This is a genomic window from Streptomyces sp. NPDC002577, from assembly GCF_053594815.1.
In genome coordinates this window covers 63,786-78,482 of the sequence record NZ_JBSFWK010000018.1, presented here as the reverse complement: position 1 = coordinate 78,482, position 14,697 = coordinate 63,786, and the positions used below count along the sequence as shown (strand labels likewise).

At 71.5% G+C, this 14,697-nt stretch carries 10 protein-coding genes; 8 read left to right on the top strand and 2 right to left on the bottom strand.

Going from position 1 to position 14,697, the window contains the following annotated elements; translation table 11 throughout:
- The first annotated feature begins 49 nt into the window (after positions 1–49).
- On the top strand, positions 50–1,426 hold the full coding sequence (locus ACWD4J_RS23005; protein WP_451397289.1) for an FAD-dependent oxidoreductase: 1,377 nt from the start codon (positions 50–52) through the stop codon (positions 1,424–1,426).
- 158 nt (positions 1,427–1,584) lie between these two features.
- Positions 1,585–2,403 (top strand): rhomboid family intramembrane serine protease, encoded by an 819-nt coding sequence (locus ACWD4J_RS23000; RefSeq protein WP_451397288.1) that lies wholly within the window; start codon positions 1,585–1,587, stop codon positions 2,401–2,403.
- Between the two features lie 23 nt (positions 2,404–2,426).
- On the opposite strand, the gene hemE is transcribed toward ACWD4J_RS23000, so the two are convergent.
- Positions 2,427–3,536: a uroporphyrinogen decarboxylase gene (gene hemE, locus ACWD4J_RS22995; protein ID WP_451397287.1), complete on the bottom strand. Its 1,110-nt coding sequence runs from the start codon at positions 3,534–3,536 to the stop codon at positions 2,427–2,429.
- 187 nt (positions 3,537–3,723) lie between these two features.
- Here hemE and ACWD4J_RS22990 point away from each other — a divergent pair, with 187 nt between their 5' ends.
- The 6 genes from ACWD4J_RS22990 (at position 3,724) to ACWD4J_RS22965 (ending at position 13,055) form a co-directional block, all read left to right on the top strand.
- Positions 3,724–4,383: a DUF3000 domain-containing protein gene (locus ACWD4J_RS22990; protein ID WP_451397286.1), complete on the top strand. Its 660-nt coding sequence runs from the start codon at positions 3,724–3,726 to the stop codon at positions 4,381–4,383.
- Between the two features lie 386 nt (positions 4,384–4,769).
- Positions 4,770–5,432 (top strand): response regulator transcription factor, encoded by a 663-nt coding sequence (locus tag ACWD4J_RS22985; protein ID WP_030687574.1) that lies wholly within the window; start codon positions 4,770–4,772, stop codon positions 5,430–5,432.
- 100 nt (positions 5,433–5,532) lie between these two features.
- Positions 5,533–6,828: an HRDC domain-containing protein gene (locus ACWD4J_RS22980; RefSeq protein ID WP_451397285.1), complete on the top strand. Its 1,296-nt coding sequence runs from the start codon at positions 5,533–5,535 to the stop codon at positions 6,826–6,828.
- A 269-nt stretch (positions 6,829–7,097) separates the two neighbouring features.
- Positions 7,098–9,557, top strand: coding sequence for a SpoIIE family protein phosphatase (locus tag ACWD4J_RS22975; protein WP_451397284.1), 2,460 nt, complete (start codon positions 7,098–7,100; stop codon positions 9,555–9,557).
- Positions 9,558–9,711: 154 nt separating this feature from the next.
- On the top strand, positions 9,712–10,929 hold the full coding sequence (locus ACWD4J_RS22970) for a thiolase family protein (protein WP_451397283.1): 1,218 nt from the start codon (positions 9,712–9,714) through the stop codon (positions 10,927–10,929).
- On the top strand, positions 10,926–13,055 hold the full coding sequence (locus ACWD4J_RS22965) for a 3-hydroxyacyl-CoA dehydrogenase NAD-binding domain-containing protein (RefSeq protein WP_451397282.1): 2,130 nt from the start codon (positions 10,926–10,928) through the stop codon (positions 13,053–13,055). Before ACWD4J_RS22970 ends, ACWD4J_RS22965 begins: the two co-directional genes overlap by 4 nt.
- A gap of 84 nt (positions 13,056–13,139) precedes the next feature.
- On the opposite strand, the gene ACWD4J_RS22960 is transcribed toward ACWD4J_RS22965, so the two are convergent.
- Entirely contained in the window at positions 13,140–14,330 is a 1,191-nt protein-coding gene (locus ACWD4J_RS22960; RefSeq protein WP_451397281.1) for a phosphodiester glycosidase family protein, read from the bottom strand.
- Between the last annotated feature and the right edge of the window lie 367 nt (positions 14,331–14,697).

Here is a 14,697-nt window from a genome sequence, read left to right as displayed (position 1 = left end):
GGCGCCTACGGTGCCGCGGTGCGCGCGGACGTCAAACGAGGAGCAGGCGATGCGAGAGCGACTGGTGGTCATCGGCGGGGACGCGGCGGGCATGTCCGCCGCGTCGCAGGCGCGCAGACTCAAGGGCCCGGACGAGCTGGAGATCATCGCGTTCGAGCGCGGCCACTTCACGTCGTTCTCGGCGTGCGGCATTCCGTACTGGGTCAGCGGCGACGTCCCGGAGCGGGGTGATCTCATCGCACGCTCGCCGGAGGAGCACCGGGCCCGCGCGATCGACCTGCGGATGCGTACCGAGGTGACCGAGATCGATGTCGCGGGCGGCCGTGTCCGGGCCCGTGATCTGGAGTCCGGCGCCGAGGGGTGGACGGCGTACGACAACCTCGTGCTCGCCACGGGGGCCCGGCCCGACCGGCCGTCGCTGCCCGGCATGGACGCGCCCGGGGTCCACGGGGTGCAGACCCTCGACGACGGCCAGGCGCTGCTCGACACTCTGGAGCGGGCCGAGGGCCGGCGAGCCGTGGTCGTCGGCGCCGGCTACATCGGCGTGGAGATGGCCGAGGCGATGATGAAGCGCGGCTACGAGGTCACGGTCGTCAACCGCGGCCAGGAGCCGATGGCCACGCTCGACCCGGACATGGGCCGTCTCGTCCACGAGGCGATGACGGGTCTCGGCATCGCCATGGTCGGCGATGCCGAGGTCACCAAAGTCCTCACGGACGCGGAGGGGCGGGCGCGCGCGGTCGCCACGGACGACGCCGAGTTCCCGGCGGACGTGGTGGTGCTCGGCATGGGCGTGCGCCCGGAGACCGGGCTCGCCCGCGCGGCGGGCCTGCCCCTGGGCGAGTACGGCGGGCTGCTCACCGACCTCGCGATGCGCGTGCGCGGCCACACCAACATCTGGGCGGGCGGCGACTGCGTGGAGGTCCTCGACCTCGTCTCCGGCCGCGAACGCCATATCGCGCTGGGCACGCACGCCAACAAGCACGGGCAGGTCATCGGCTCGAACGTGGGCGGCGGATACGCCACGTTTCCCGGCGTCGTCGGCACGGCGGTCAGCAAGGTCTGCGACCTGGAGATCGCCCGCACAGGTCTCCGCGAGAAGGACGCGCGGGCCGTCGGGCTGCAGTATGTGACGGTCACCGTCGAGTCGACGAGCCGCGCCGGCTACTACCCCGGCGCGGCCCCCATGACCGTGAAGATGCTCGCCGAGCGCCGTACGGGACGGCTCCTCGGTGTGCAGATCGTCGGGCGCGAGGGTGCGGCGAAGCGGGTCGACATCGCGGCGGTCGCCCTCACGGCCGGGATGACGGTGGAGCAGATGACCGCGCTGGATCTGGGGTACGCGCCGCCGTTCTCGCCTGTGTGGGATCCGGTGCTGGTCGCTGCGCGGAAGGCTGCGGCGGCTGTGCGGGCGGTGGGGGACTGAGGATTTCCCCTCGTAACCAGGGGCTCCGCCCCCTGGACCCCCGGATCGCCCTTCGGGCTCGTCCTCAAACGCCGGAAGGGCTGATTTGTTGCCGGACGGGCTGAGTCGTTCAGCCGAGCGCCCGGATTCGAGCGGGCCGTGCCGGGCAGGGATCGTATGTGGTCATTCCCGTCTATGACGTGAATCCGGCGCGGCGCACCCCCTGGGTGACATACGCCCTGATCGTCATCAACTTCGTGGTCTTCCTGCGTACGCCGGGAATGGCCGGCTCACTCACAGGCGGAAGCAGCCTTGCCCAGCTGTGCGAACTGCGAGCGTTCATGGAGCACTGGGCGGCCGTGCCCCAGGAGCTGATCCACCTGCGGATGCCGCGTGCGGTGCCCACGGGCGAGGTGGGCCTGGGGCCGTCCGGAGCGGGCTGTGTGGTGGGCCCGCCCGGCTACCACAAGTCTGCCCCGCTGTCCGTCCTCACCTCGATGTTCCTGCACGGCAGCTGGCTGCACCTGCTCGGCAACATGCTGTTCCTGTGGGTCTTCGGCAACAACGTCGAGGACCGCCTCGGGCATGCGCGGTATCTGCTGTTCTACCTGGTGTGCGGATACGCCGCCGGCTACGGCTACGCGCTGGTCAACCCCGATTCCGAAGCCCTCCTGATGGGCGCGTCAGGGGCGGTCGCCGGGGTCCTGGGCGCCTATCTGGCGCTGTATCCGAAGGCGCGCGTGTGGGTGCTGGTGCCGTTCCTGTTCTTCCTGCCGCTGCGGCTGACCGCCTGGCTCGTGCTCGGCCTGTGGTTCGTACTGCAGGCGGTGTACTCCTACGGCGCCGCCGTCACGGAGGCCGGAACCGTGGCCTATGTGGCCCATGTGGTCGGCTTCCTGGTGGGGCTGGCCCTCGCCTGGCCGCTGCGCCGGGGCACTCCGCCACCGCCTGCGCCGAGCCGCATCCTGTGGGGCAGGCGGGCCCGGCACAACTGGTGACCGACCGGCGCCGGCAGTGGGCGTCAGCGTGCCGTCTGCGTGTGCACGTACTCGACGAGGCGGGTCAGCGCGTCGGGCTCGGTGGTCGGCAGGACGCCGTGCCCGATGTTGAACACGTGGCCCTCGAGTCCGGCCGCGGCGTCCAGCACCTCGCGGGTCTTCTGCTCGACCGCCTCGGTGGACGAGAAGAGCACCGCCGGGTCGAGGTTGCCCTGGAGCGCCTTGCCGGGGCCGACCCGCCGGGCGGCCTCGTCGAGCGGGACGCGCCAGTCGACGCCGACGACGTCCGCGCCGGCCTCGCCCATCAGGCCGAGCAGTTCGCCGGTGCCGACGCCGAAGTGGATGCGCGGCACCCCGTACGAGGCCACCGCGTCGAAGACCTTCCGCGAGGCGGGCAGCACCGAGCGCCGGTAGTCGGCGGGCGCGAGGGCGCCCACCCAGGAGTCGAAGAGCTGCACGGCCGAGGCGCCCGCCTCGATCTGCACCTTCAGGAACGCCGAGGTGATCTCCGCGAGCCGGTCGATCAGATCGGCCCACAGCTGCGGGTCGCCGTACATGAGCGCCTTGGTGTGCTCGTGGTTGCGCGACGGGCCGCCCTCGACGAGGTAGCTCGCGAGGGTGAACGGTGCGCCGGCGAAACCGATCAGCGGGGTCGCGCCGAGCTCGGCGGTCAGCAGGCCGATCGCCTCGGTGACGTAGGACACGTCCTCCGGCGTGAGGTCCCTCAGCCGCGCGAGGTCCGCGCGCGTGCGGATCGGGTTCTCGACGACCGGGCCGACGCCCGGCTTGATGTCGAGGTCGATGCCGATGGCCTTGAGCGGTACGACGATGTCGCTGTAGTAGATCGCGGCGTCGACACCGTGCCGGCGCACCGGCTGCAGCGTGATCTCCGTGACCAGCTCGGGCCGCATGCACGACTCGAGCATGGGGATGCCCTCACGGACCTTGCGGTACTCGGGCAGGGAGCGCCCGGCCTGCCGCATGAACCACACCGGCGTGTGCGGCACGGGCTCGCGCCTGCACGCCTTCAGGAAGGCTGATTCCTGGACTCCCTGCACGTCCTCGACGTCGCGGTTGACGTCGCTGTGCGGCGCGGTCTGCTGGTGGCCCGTGGGGCTGTCGTTGGCACTCACGTCGGAAAGTCTCGCATGCACCGCAGAGCGCCTGGCCCCGGGGACGGACGGCGTAAGAGCAACGGCGCGCGTTCACTCGTATGGGGACTGGCGCGCGGAGTATTCCTGGGGGCGTGAACCGGACAGTGATAGCGCTGCCGGGTGTCTCTCCCTGCGCGAAGGCTCCGTTCCCCTTAATGTTCCCCGCATGGCTGCGGCTCAGGGACAACTGTCGGACGACGCTGACGGTATGGACGGTACGGCGGGTAACGCGGCGGACTCGGCGACGCTGCCCTTCCGCACGGCTGTCGACGCTCTGCGGGGCGCGCGACTGCGCCCGGAGATCGAGATCTCCCCGGCGCCCCCGCCGCAGCGTCTGGCTCCCTTCGCCCATGCGCTGGAGGCCGCGGTCGTCGACGGCGAGGACGACCTCGCCGACGGGCGGCTCATCCTGCTGCACGACCCGGCGGGGCACGAGGCGTGGCAGGGCTCGTTCCGGCTGGTCACGCTCGTACGGGCGGAGCTGGAGCCGGAAATAGCGGCTGACCCGCTGCTGCCGGAGGTCTGCTGGTCGTGGCTGACGGGCGCGCTCACAGCGCGCGGGCTGTCGTTCGGGGAGCCGAGCGGCACCGTCACGCGCGCGAGTTCGCACTACTTCGGCGCGCTCGCCGAGCGCCCGCCGGCGTCGCAGATCGAGATCCGTGCCTCATGGACGCCGCGCGAGGGCCTCAGCGGGGCACCGGACACGGCCGCGCATCTCGCCGCATGGTGCGACCTGCTGTGCCAGGTCGCCGGGCTGCCGCCGGCCGGTCCCGGCGATGCGTCGGTGGTCTCGCTGCCGCAGCGCCGAGGCCCGCAGACCCGCTGAGACCCCATCGGGGCGTGGTGGAGACGGTGGCCGCCTCCGTACGCCCCGAGAGCGGCGCCCCACGGTTCCGACACCCATGGGGCGCCCACGCGCCCACGCCCCGCGCTCCCACTCCTCGGGGTGCATTTTCAGACGCGTACGGACACGCAGCGGCCCGATTCGGCCGCCCCGCGATGGATTGCGACGGATTGCGACCTGGTTCGGCTCGATTCGATGTCTCACATGATCGCTCGCGTGTCCGAATTGCACGAATTGTTACTCACCAAATCGTGATCTTTCTCTAAAGGCGGACGGGTTTGGTGCCGAAGAGGTCTGTGACCTTGAAAGCACGGTTCGTCCCGGCTTCATCCCCGAGCCGGTTTCGTCCCGCATCCCCAGGAGGCCTGGTGTCCGTTCTCCTCGAGCAGCCCGCAAGCCTGGTCGCCTACCGCCCGAACAAGCCGACCGCCATGGTGGTCGTGGCCGACCCGCGCGTGCGCTCCACTGTCACCCGTCATCTGTGGGCGCTCGGAGTCCGCGACGTCATCGAGGCGTCGTCCATCGCGGAGGCCCGCCCCCGGATCGGCAACCCGCGCGACATCTGCGTCGCCGACGTCCACCTTCCCGACGGCAGCGGGCTCACCCTGCTGTCCGAGACCCGAGCCGCCGGCTGGCCCAACGGGCTGGCCCTCTCCGCCGCCGACGACATCGGCGCCGTACGCAACGCCCTCGCGGGCGGCGTGAAGGGCTACGTCGTCACCGGCACCCGCACGAACGTGGGGCTTCCCACCCGCCCAGGCGCCGCACCCATCGGTTCGGCCGCCGCCCGTATGCACCGCCGCCCCCCGGGCGCCCCGAGCCACCCGGGCGGCTACCGCGAGCTCTCCGGCCGCGAGGTCGAGGTGCTGCGGCTGGTGGCGGAAGGCCAGTCGAACAAGGCCATCGGAGTCTCGATGGGCCTGTCCGCGCTGACCGTCAAGAGCCACCTCGCCCGCATCGCGCGCAAGCTCGGCACGGGCGACCGGGCAGGCATGGTCGCCGTCGCCCTGCGCACCGGAATCATCCACTGACCAGAAACATTCACCGACCTGACTGATTTACGTCCCCTCCGCGCCCGCCGACGGAACGTTCCGACGACGGGCGCTGTGTACGCACAGATACCCTTGACAGGTGACCGACGCCCAAGAGACCGCAGCAGCCAGTTCACTGCGAACCACCGGGGGCGCCCCTCCGGACCACGGCGTCGCAGGCCTCGTAGTCGACGGGACGCCGATCCCGTTGCTGGAGCCGCGTGACGGCATCCCCCCGGTGGTCGCCGACGAAGCGACCCTCGCCGAGGTGATCGCCGCCTTCGCCGACGGCACAGGACCTGTCGCCGTCGACGCCGAGCGCGCCTCCGGCTACCGCTACGGACAGCGCGCCTACCTCGTCCAGCTGCGCCGCGCGGGCGCCGGGACCGCACTCATCGACCCCATCGCCTGCCCGGACCTCTCCGGCCTGGGCGCCGCGCTCAACGACACCGAGTGGGTGCTGCACGCCGCTACCCAGGACCTGCCGTGCCTGCGCGAAATAGGCACAGTCCCCACGCGTCTGTTCGACACCGAGCTGGCCGGCCGCCTCGCGGGCTTCCCGCGGGTCGGCCTCGGCGCGATGGTCGAGGGCGTCCTCGGCTACGTACTGGAGAAGGGGCACTCCGCCGTCGACTGGTCGACGCGGCCGCTGCCCGATCCCTGGCTGCGCTACGCCGCCCTCGATGTCGAGCTGCTCGTCGACCTGCGCGACGCGCTGGAGAAGGAGCTCGGCCGGCAGGGCAAGCTCGAATGGGCCCATCAGGAGTTCGAGGCGATCGCCGCGGCGCCGCCCGCGGCGCCGCGCAAGGATCCCTGGCGCCGCACCTCGGGCATGCACAAGGTGCGCCGCCGCCGGCAGATGGCGGTCGTACGGGAGCTGTGGAACACCCGGGACCGGATCGCCCAGCGGCGTGACGTGTCACCCGGGAAGGTGCTGGGCGACGCGGCGATCGTCGAGGCGGCGCTCGCCATGCCCCCGAACGCGCAGGCCCTGGCCGGGCTGAACGGCTTCGGGCACCGCATGGGGCGGCGTCAGCTGGAGCAGTGGCAGGCGGCGGTGGACCGCGCCAGGGCGCTGCCCGACTCGGCCCTGCCGCAGCCGGGCCAGGCCGTGACCGGGCCGCCCCCGCCGCGCGCCTGGGCCGACAAGGACCCGGCCGCCGCCGCGCGCCTGTCCGCGGCCCGCGCCGCCGTCTCGGCGCTCGCCGAGCAGCTGAACATGCCGCAGGAGAATCTGATCACTCCGGACACGGTCCGGCGGGTGTGCTGGGAGCCGCCGGTGTCGCCGTCCGCGGCGTCGGTCTCCGAGGCCCTGGCGGGATACGGCGCCCGGGCGTGGCAGATCGAACAGGTGACCCCGGTTCTGGTGGCAGCGCTCAAGGCCGCGAAGGGCTGACGGTCCGCTTCGGGTTTCCCTCGCGGACCCGGTGACGACGCACCGTACGACGTGGGTTGTGCCCACCCGTTCCGCCCCAGCGGAACGATTGCCCACAACGGTCGACCCGTAGGCGCCAGACCGAGGACGTACATCCCGGCGCGGCCCCGACCCAGCCACCGGCAGAAGGCGCCCCGACCGACCACCGGCGGGTGTCGGCAGGGTAACCACGGGAACAAACCGGGAATGAGGCTGTAAAGCACTCGTTCGCTGAAGGGGCAACCGTGGGGATGCGCGCGGACAGAGACCGCACCCGACGCCAGGCCGCATTCGATGTGGCGGATGCCTCGGTCCTGCTGCTCGACGCCGGAGGCGTGGTGCTGAGCTGCAGCGGGAGCACGGGACGCCTCCTCGGCTACACGCAGGACGGCCTCCTGGACCGCGGCGTCACCTCCCTCCTGACCGACGAGGACGCGGCGCGGCTTCCGGCCATCACCGAACGGTGCCGGCAGGACGGCGGCTGGAGCGGTCTGCTGTCGGCTCGGCACCGGGACGGCCGGCCGGTCAGGCTGATGGTGCGGATGATCCCCGTACAGGAGACCGGCGGGACCGCCCGCTGGATCGTCCTGGCCGGGGACATGACCGGGGCCCAGGGGTGGGACATGAGCCGCCACCTGCTGGAGCGGATCGCCTCGCAGTCGCCCATGGGCATCGGCGTCGTGGACACGGACCTGCGGTACGTGTGGTCGAACCCCGCCCTGGAGAAGTTCGGCGGAGGACCGCCGCAGGGGCGGCTCGGGCGCCGGCTCGGCGACATCCAGCCCGACCTGGACGTGCCGGCGATCGAGGCGCAGATGCGCCGGGCGCTCGAGTCCGGTGAACCGGTGATCGGTTACGAGCACGTCGGCCGGCTGCGGGCGACCCCGCACCGGGAGGCGGCCCACTCGATGTCGTTCATGCGGCTCGACGACGACCACGGGCACCCGGTGGGCGTGTACTACACGGTCACGGACATCACCGACCGCTACCGCGCGCGGCAGCGCCTGGCCCTGCTCGACCGGGCGGCCGAGCACATCGGGCGCACGCTCGACGTCATGCAGACCGGGCAGGAGCTCGCCGACTCGGCGGTGCCGGAGCTCGCCGACTTCGTCGCCGTGGACCTGCTGGAGTCCGTGCTCAAGGGGGCCGAGCCGACGCACAGCCCCCTCGAGGACCCGGAGGTCCTCCCGCTGCGCCGGGCGGGCCACCAGTCCGTGCTGCCGGGGGTCCCGGATGCGGTCGTCGAGATCGGGGGCGTGGCCCGCTACCACGCCGGTTCGCCGCCCGTGGAGTGCCTGAGCAGCGGCAAGTCATGGCGCGAGGAGCGCCTGGACCCGCTGGCGAAAGAGTGGGCCACCGACATTCCCGGCGGCCGCGCCGCCACGTTCCTCGACCTCGGGCTGCACAGCGTGATGATCGTGCCGATCCGCGCGCGGGGCATCACTCTCGGCATCACGACGTTCTTCCGGCGCCAGAAGCAGGAGCCGTTCGAGGCCGACGATCTCAGCCTCGCCGAGGAGTTCGTCGCCCGCGCGGCCGTGTGCCTCGACAACGCCCGCCGCTACACCCGGGAGCGCGACGCGGCCCTCGTGCTGCAGCAGAACCTGCTGCCCCACGGCGCCCCCGACCAGGAGGCCGTCGACGTGGCCACCTGCTACCGGCCCGCCGACGAGCTGACCGGTCTCGCCGGCGACTGGTTCGACCTCATCCCGCTGTCCAGCGCACGGGTGGCCCTGGTGGTGGGCGAGGTGGTCGGCCACGGCATCGAGGGGGCCGCCGCGATGGGACGGCTGCGCACCGCAGTACAGACTCTCGCCGACCTCGACCTGCCGCCCGACGAGGTGCTCGCACATCTCGACGACCTGATCAGCCGGGGGGCGCGGGAGGCGGCATCGGGCCTCGGAGCCCCGGCCGGAGGCGCCCACACCGTGGGGACGAGCTGTCTGTACGCGGTCTACGACCCGGTCAGCGGGGACTGCGTCATGGCGAGCGCCGGCCACCTCCCGCCCGCGATCATGGCACCCGACGGCACGGTCACCTTCGCCGAACTGCCGCTCGGTCCGGTGCTGGGGGTGGGCGGCCTGCCTTTCGAGTGCGCCGAGTTCAACCTGCCGGAGGGCAGCGTGCTCGCGCTGCACACCGACGGCCTGCTGGCCACCCACGGCACGGTCCCCGACGCCGAGGCGGGCAGGGAGCGGCTGCGCCGCGCGCTGGAGGCGCACCACCTGCCGCTGGACAGCCTGTGCCGGACGATCGTGGACGACCTGGTCCCCACGCAACCGCACGACGACGCGGCCCTGCTGATGGCGAGGACCCGCCGCCTCGGCGCCGACCGGGTGGCCTCCTGGGACCTGCCCGCGGACCCGGCCGTCGTCGCCCAGGCCCGTCAGACGACCGCCCGGCACCTGGCCGCATGGAGCCTGGAGGAGCTGACCTTCACCATGGAGCTTGTGGTGAGCGAGCTCGTCACCAACGCGATCCGGCACGCCTCAGGTCCGCTCCGGCTGCGCCTGATCATGGAACGGGCCCTGATCTGCGAGGTGTCCGACACCGGCAGCACGGCACCGCACCTGCGCCATCCGCGGACGACCGACGAGGGCGGCCGGGGGCTCTTCCTGGTCTCCCAGCTCACCCAGGGCTGGGGCACCCGCTACACCCCCGATGGCAAGATCATCTGGGCGGAACTGCCGCTGACCGAGCCGATGGCGTGACCGCCACCGGCCCGTGTCCCGGGTGTGACCTTCGCCGCTCCGGCCGGGGGGACTGGGCAGCATGGTTACCCGCAAGTAGCATGATGAGGTGAGCGCGCGCTCAGTGGCGCGCGCAGCGCAGCAGTGCCATCCCGCACCCTGGAGGAGAGCCATCGTGCCTCGTACCGTCAGGGACGTCGTCTTCGTCGACGGCGTCCGCACCCCGTTCGGCAAGGCGGGCCCGAAGGGCATCTACCACGAGACCCGCGCGGACGATCTCGTCGTGAAGGCCATCCGGGAGCTGCTGCGCCGCAACCCCGGCCTCGACCCGGCCAAGATCGACGAGGTGGCCATCGCCGCGACCACGCAGATCGGCGACCAGGGCCTGACCATCGGCCGCACCGCCGGCATCCTCGCCGGGCTGCCGCAGTCCGTGCCCGGCTACTCCATCGACCGCATGTGCGCGGGCGCGCTGACCGCCGTCACGACCACCGCGGGCTCCATCGCCTTCGGCGCGTACGACGCCGTCATCGCCGGTGGTGTCGAGCACATGGGCCGCCACCCGATGGGCGAGGGCGTCGACCCGAACCCGCGCTTCGTGTCGGAGAAGCTCGTCGACGAGTCGGCCCTGTTCATGGGCATGACCGCGGAGAACCTGCACGACCGCTACCCGCACATCACCAAGCAGCGCGCCGACGAGTACGCCGTGCGCTCGCAGGAGAAGGCCGCGAAGGCGTACGCCAACGGCAAGATCCAGCAGGACCTGGTGCCGATCTCCGTACGCCGCACCAACCCCGAGGCCGGCGAGACGGGCTGGGGCCTGGTCACGGCCGACGAGCCGATGCGCCCGGGCACGACGCTGGACAACCTGGCGAACCTCAAGACGCCGTTCCGCGTCCACGGCCGGGTCACCGCCGGCAACGCGGCCGGTCTGAACGACGGCGCGACGGCCTCGATCATCGCGTCCGAGGACTTCGCCCGCGAGAACAACCTCCCGGTCAAGATGCGCCTGGTCAGTTACGCCTTCGCGGGCGTCGAGCCCGAGGTGATGGGCTACGGCCCGATCCCGGCGACCGAGAAGGCCCTCGCCAAGGCGGGCCTGTCGATCGAGGACATCAACCTCTTCGAGATCAACGAGGCGTTCGCCGTCCAGGTCCTGGCCTTCCTCGACCACTACGGCATCGCGGACGACGACGAGCGCGTCAACCAGTACGGCGGCGCGATCGCGTTCGGTCACCCGCTGGCCTCCTCCGGCGTCCGCCTGATGACGCAGCTGGCCCGCCAGTTCGAGGAGCAGCCGCAGGTCCGCTACGGCCTCACCACCATGTGCGTCGGCTTCGGCATGGGCGCGACGGTCATCTGGGAGAACCCGCACTTCGAGGGGGACAAGTGAGCACCACCGCTGAGCTGTTGAAGGGTGCGGCCGAGCTGTTCCCGGACGAGGTCGTGACCCAGGCGCACGTACGCCACCTCGACCTGCCGAAGGGTGCGGGCCGCTTCGCCCTCATCACCCTCGACAACGGCCTCGACCACACCAAGCCGACCACCTTCGGCCCGGCCTCGCTGGCGAACCTCAACATCGCCATCGACCAGGTCGAGAAGGAGGCCGCGGACGGCGAGATCGTCGGCGTCGGCATCACCGGCAAGCCGTTCATCTTCGCGGTCGGCGCCGACCTCAAGGGCGTCGAGCAGCTGAAGGAGCACGGGCACGCGCTGGCCATCGGCAAGGGCGGCCACGACGTCTTCAAGCGTCTGTCGGCCGTGGCAGTGCCCACGTTCGCGTACTACAACGGCGCGGCGATGGGCGGCGGTGTCGAGGTCGGTCTGCACTGCAGCTACCGCACGGTGTCCAAGGCCCTCCCGGCCTTCTCTCTGCCCGAGGTCTTCCTCGGCCTGGTCCCCGGCTGGGGCGGCTGCACGCTGCTGCCGAACCTGATCGGCGCGGACCGCGCGGTCTCGGTCATCATCGAGAACTCGCTCAACCAGAACAAGCAGCTGAAGGGCCAGCAGGTCTTCGAACTCGGCATTGCTGACGCGATCTTCGAGGGCGCGGACTTCCTGGAGCAGTCGCTGCTGTGGACCGCGGACGTTCTCAAGGGCGACATCGAGGTCGTACGTCCCGTCATCGACCGCGGTGACGCCTGGGACCAGGCCGTGGCACGCGGCAAGTTCATCGCCGACAGCAAGGTGCACGGTGCGGCCCCGGCCGCGTACCGCGCCCTCGACATCATCGCGGCGGCCAAGAACGGCGACCTGCAGCAGGGTTACGACGCCGAGGACCATGCGCTCGCGGACCTGATCATGAGCGGCGAGCTGCGCGCCGGCCTCTACGCCTTCAACCTCGTCCAGAAGCGCGGCAAGCGCCCGGCGGGTGCGCCGGACAAGAGCCTGGCGCGCCCGGTGACGAAGGTCGGCGTGGTCGGCGCGGGCCTGATGGCCTCTCAGCTGGCCCTGCTCTTCCTGCGCCGCCTCGAGGTGCCGGTCGTCCTGACCGACATCGACCAGGCGCGCGTCGACAAGGGTGTGGGCTACGTCCACGCCGAGATCGACAAGCTGCTCGGCAAGGGCCGTATCAACCAGGACAAGGCCAACCGCCTGAAGGCCCTGGTCAGCGGTGTCCTGGACAAGGCGGAGGGCTTCTCCGACGCGGACTTCATCATCGAGGCCGTGTTCGAGGAGATCGGCGTCAAGCAGCAGGTCTTCGCGGAGGTCGAGGCGGTCGCCCCGGCGCACGCGATCCTCGCGACGAACACCTCGTCCCTGTCGGTGACGGAGATGGCGTCGAAGCTGCAGCACCCCGAGCGGGTCGTCGGCTTCCACTTCTTCAACCCGGTCGCGATCCTGCCGCTCCTGGAGATCGTCCGCGGCGAGAAGACGGACGACGCGTCGCTGGCCACGGCCTTCGCCGTCGCCAAGAAGCTGAAGAAGACCGCGGTCCTGGTGAAGGACGCCCCGGCGTTCGTCGTGAACCGCATCCTGACCCGCTTCATGGGCGAGGTCCAGAACGTCATCGACGAGGGCACTCCGGTCGAGGTCGCCGAGAAGGCGGTCGAGCCCCTGGGCCTGCCGATGTCGCCGCTGGTCCTCCTCGAGCTGGTCGGCCCGGCGATCGGCCTGCACGTCTCGGAGACGCTGCACGGCGCGTTCCCGGACCGCTTCAAGGTCTCCCCGAACCTCAAGGCCGTCGTCGAGGCCGGCAAGCGCGGCTTCTACGTCTACGACAGCGGCAAGCCTGAGCTCGACCCCGAGGTCGCCGCTCTGCTGAAGCAGGGCGACACCGTCCTGACGGAGGAGCAGGTCCGGGCCCGCGTCCTCGACGCCGTGGCCCAGGAGATCGGCCTGATGCTCGCCGAGGGCGTCGTCGCCGAGGCCCAGGACATCGACCTGTGCCTGATCACGGGCGCGGGCTGGCCGTTCCACCTGGGTGGGATCACGCCTTACCTGGATCGGGAGGGTGTCTCGGAGCGGGTGAACGGGAAGCCGTTCCTGGAGTCTGGCGTGGCGTCGGTTCCGGCGTAACCGTCGCTGTCCGGCCTGAACGCAGGGCCTGTACGGGAGTTCTCACACTCCTGTACAGGCCCTGCGCCGTGTACGGGTGAGGGCTCAGTTCCTCGCGACCACCACGATCGCGTTGGACACCTTCCGCTCCTCCCCCGCGTTCGACCCGTGCCCACCCGACGGATGGTTGCGGACCTCGCCGTCGACCACGACCGTGCTGGAGCCCCCGCCGTCCAGGTTCACCGCGTCGACCGCGCCCAGAGAGACGAGAATCCGGGCCGCCTCCGCGAACGTCGCGCCCACGCTCTTGCCGGGCCATCGGCCGTCCATGACGACGAGGAGCAGCGTGCCGTCGCTCTTCACCCCGGCGACCGTTCGCGGGTGCCGGGACTTGAGGGCCGAATCGGAGTATCCGTTGGCTGCCGCGTTGATCCACACGCGGCCGTCGCGGACCAGTGCGGGCCCCGCGCCGATGATCGTCACCCCGCTGCCCCCGACGGTCCGGCCGGCGGGATCCGTGACCCGGTTCGTCACCTTCAGCGTGCGTCCCGTCTTCGCGTGGGCGCGCAGCCACGTGGCGCCCTTGCCTGTGCCGACCAGGGTGCGCCCGCCCGCCGGGATCGGGCCGCCCGCCGGCGTACGCAGCCGCGTCACGCGGCCGCGGGAGTCGAGGACGGCCTCCACGCTGCCGCTGCCCGCCGATGGGGAGGTCGCTCCCCACTGCGGGCGGAAGTCGATGATCTCGGATCCGTCGGTGCAGAGCGCGCCCTGGCGCGGTGCGGTGACCTCCTGGCTGGTTCCGGCGAGCCGGTCTCCGCCGACGCCTCCGCAACCGAGGATCCACCCCGGTTTCCGGTTGATTCCGTCGACCGTCCTGCCGGCACCGTCCGACGAGGTGACGGTTGTGGCGGAGCGCAGTTCGGTGATGCGGGGCCGGACGCCGGAACCACCGAGGATCAGCGCGGTCCTGCCGTTCGCGGCCTCGCTCAGCAGCCGTCCTCCTGTGCCGTAGACGCCGAGCGGGTCGCCTTCGTATCCGCCGAAGTGCTCCCCGCTGCGTATGTCGAAGAAGGAGCCGTTGACCGCAGCCACGGCGCCGGCCGTGCTCGCGATCTGACGCACCGTCGCGCTGCCGCGAAGGGTCTTCCCGTGCGCGCCGACGACCTTGGCGCGTGCGACTGGCGAGACGGACAGCACGTGGATGCGCACGGGTTCGCCGTCGCCGAGGGTTCGCTTCGACTGCTTGAACGTGACACCGGCGGGAAGCCCTGCGGCGCGCGCGGCCGCGATCGTCAAGCGTCCGGACGACTCCCATCCGGCCACCTCACCTTCCCCGGCGCCGCCGCTCACGGAACCGGATGGCGCACACGCCGCGACCATCATGACCAGCGACGCACCCACCGCCCGCCGCCCGCGAATCCCCTGCCGTTTACGCCGCTCAGGCCGTTCCCGCCGTTTCCTCGGCGATCTTTCCGACGTCATGTCGTCCCCCTCCGTCGAGCCGCTGCCCCTCCTTGGGAAGCACGCCGGGACCCCGAAGCCCCCTACGCGGAAAGTGCCTTCGGACCACACCCCGTGCCCGCCTCCGCAGGGGTGGCTACCCGGGCCCCGGGGCGGAGCACCGCGCTCCGCCAAGTCCCTTCCGTATTCGCTGTCATATGAC